Source organism: Brevibacillus sp. SAFN-007a (assembly GCF_051967035.1).
In the GTDB taxonomy this organism is placed as follows: Bacteria; Bacillota; Bacilli; order Brevibacillales; family Brevibacillaceae; genus Brevibacillus.
In genome coordinates this window covers 1-2,697 of the sequence record NZ_JBQCKK010000045.1, presented here as the reverse complement: position 1 = coordinate 2,697, position 2,697 = coordinate 1, and the positions used below count along the sequence as shown (strand labels likewise).

Below are 2,697 nucleotides of genomic sequence, written 5' to 3'. Positions count from 1 at the left end.
GTAAGTAACAACGTACGTGGTCCCAGTACTCTCATCTACAAATTGTGCTATCGCTTCTGGTTTTTTAAAAACAACAAAAATAGCTCCAATGATCCTACTTCTTACATCCATTGAATCAAATGAGGTAAGTACATTTGACACGTTGCTCTCCCCTTTATGGAATTACGTTAATGATTGCATCCATCTGAATCCACCGGCTCTCCTCATCGTTCACCAGTTTAACCCGCCGGCTGTTTTGATCCATCCACTTGATCACGCCCCACATGCTGCAGGTTTTGCCCAAGTCCTCTTTGACTGGTTGCCACCAGGTGATGGTGATTGCATAGTCCTCGCGGGCTGAGTCTCGGATCAGGTAATGAAATGACTCAAGCTCGTCTTGCTCGAGTTCCGGCATCTTTACCAGCTTCATATCCTCCCTGTGCTGCAGATACAGCTCCCGCTGTTCGGGCAGGACAAAACGGGACGCAGCCCACATATTTTCTATCTTACTTGCCATGGATGATGTACTCCCCTTTCCCATGCTTCCAACAGCTCGATCTTGTCCGGCTGCATGCGGTCCCACTCGATATACTCTTCAGGTGACAGGACTTCCAGCACCGCCATGATTCCGCCCCGAGTTCTCCCGGTTTTGATGCAAAGCTCGTCAACCGAAGGTGTCCTGCGTCGCACGGCCGAAAAATTTGCGATCACCCGCAAGACTTTCCGCTCGAAGTCAGACAGCACGGCCAATCACCACAGGCTGCATTGCAAGGATGTTGTCGATGACAAATACTCTTGGCGCTCTTCGGGTGAGGCAATAAGCTTTCAGTCGATCATCCACGATCTCCAGTGGCAGCAAGGTACGCTGTGTCGCCTTGCCATTGCTGGTTATGTAAATGATTTGGATGTGTTTCGCTGGTTAATTGCTCGCTGCAGTTCCTTTGCCATGTTGCTCACCCTCCGATACAGAACTTATGTTCTTATTATATACGAACATGTGGCGAACATGCGAATAAAAAAGACGCGTCCTATCGCGTCTTTTTATAACGTATCTATTTCCAATGCCAAAATTCTGTCCCTTGTGCAATAATTAATCTCTCTAACCAATTCTCAAAATTCATTTTCATGTGTGATCCTATTTGTGGGGATACGTCGTTATCATGGTCGAATCGAACTAAGTAATCATCTCTTCCTTCTTTAACACGATTAGAGTCAATAAAGATATAGTCACCATTGTTTATTGATATTGGATACCAATGTTTAGGCATATAATCAAGGTGATTTTCTTTGATTTCCTCTAGGCTTAACAACTCGTATCCTCCACCATTTTTTATGTGCCGGAATAACCGGGCGCCGTTGTGTACCGACAAGAAATCCTTATATCCCGCTGGCAAACTCCACCCAGTATCTTTTGAAAATTGCTCAAATTTTGATTCTGGAGCTGGGGGATTAAAAATGAAAACCGCCTGATAAACCTTACCCCTCAATCTCTGTACCAACATAGTGTTGTCGTTATCTAGACGCTTTTTTAACCCATCTAATGCCAATAAGCACACGTTGTTCGCCAATTAGATCACCTTTACTATTTTAATAGTCATCACCTGTTGGAACATATTTACCATAAGAAGCCCACCATGGTGTTACTTCTCTCCTGTGAAAATTTTTAGGCAACTGGATCAAATTATCGAAGCTATTATCACCACCATACGCTAATGGAATAATGTGATGAATATCTACATCATCCCAATCAAATTTTGAAAGCCTTCCGGAGCATACACTGGCCAACGAATCAAAAAGGCACGACTCTATCATGGGTACAACAAAAGGGAGTTCGGAAAGAAACTGGGGGTAAGCGCTCGAAAAAGATGAATACCAGCCTTCCGAAAAATATATGGAGCGTCTTGATAAATTCTTTTCTATTTTTCCTTCAGGATAATTCACTCTGGGTATATTATGCCGAGGTGGATTAGATGAATGGAGAATTCCTGCAACGTGAAATTGTCCCGTTTAATTCTGTCGGATGGAGGAACTTGAATATGACGGAAAATAGAGATGTTGGTGGCCATTGTGGTGAACTCATGGGTAAGGATACCCTATTTTTATCATTTGTCCAGAAATGAAATTTGGAGTCTGTAAAATAATTTGTGTAAACTCTCAACCTCTAAACTACAATTATGAGTAGAAAGGTTGGGAGATTTTTATGATGTCAAAAGAGCAAATCAAGCAGTGGATCAAAGAGAAAAACATGAGGTCAGTGGACGACGTACAGTCAGCGTTAAAGGATCTATTTGCAGACACGATCCAAGAAATACTGGAAGCTGAAATCGAGTCCTCTCTTGGATACGCTAAACATGACATGAAAAACAAGCGGACAACCAACAGCCGCAATGGGTATAGCAAGAAAACCGTTCGTTCTGAGTACGGGGATGTTGACATCCAAGTACCTCGAGATCGAGAGGGTGATTTTGAGCCGACCATTGTAAAGAAACATCAGTCCAATGTTACAGGGATCGAAGATCAAATTCTCGCCCTATATGCCAAAGGCGTATCTACACGCGATATCCAAGACCATCTGCAGCAGCTCTATGGCATCGATGTCTCACCAACACTCATTTCCAATGTAACGAATAAGGTCGTTCCAATGATCAAAGAGTGGCAAAATCGCCCGTTGCAATCGGTTTATGCTGTTGTTTTCCTAGACGCAATTCACTTTAAGGT

4 protein-coding genes are annotated in these 2,697 nt (G+C 43.3%); 1 reads left to right on the top strand and 3 read right to left on the bottom strand.

Annotation, left to right across the window (positions count from 1 at the left end; translation table 11 throughout):
• Window positions 1-154 precede the first annotated feature (154 nt).
• From ACTHO6_RS21040 to ACTHO6_RS21030, 3 genes are all read right to left on the bottom strand, one after another.
• Complete coding sequence (locus ACTHO6_RS21040; RefSeq protein ID WP_238504042.1) at window positions 155-496, bottom strand: YolD-like family protein; 342 nt, start codon at window positions 494-496, stop codon at window positions 155-157.
• Between the two features lie 535 nt (window positions 497-1,031).
• Window positions 1,032-1,547 carry an SMI1/KNR4 family protein gene (locus ACTHO6_RS21035; RefSeq protein WP_440243777.1) on the bottom strand — a complete coding sequence of 172 codons (516 nt, stop codon included), beginning with the start codon at window positions 1,545-1,547 and terminating at the stop codon, window positions 1,032-1,034.
• Between the two features lie 19 nt (window positions 1,548-1,566).
• Window positions 1,567-1,791 carry an HNH endonuclease gene (locus ACTHO6_RS21030; RefSeq protein ID WP_238504440.1) on the bottom strand — a complete coding sequence of 75 codons (225 nt, stop codon included), beginning with the start codon at window positions 1,789-1,791 and terminating at the stop codon, window positions 1,567-1,569.
• Between the two features lie 382 nt (window positions 1,792-2,173).
• On the opposite strand from ACTHO6_RS21030, the gene ACTHO6_RS21025 reads away from it, so the two are divergent.
• On the top strand, window positions 2,174-2,697 hold a 524-nt coding region (locus ACTHO6_RS21025), incomplete at its 3' end, for an IS256 family transposase (protein ID WP_440243779.1).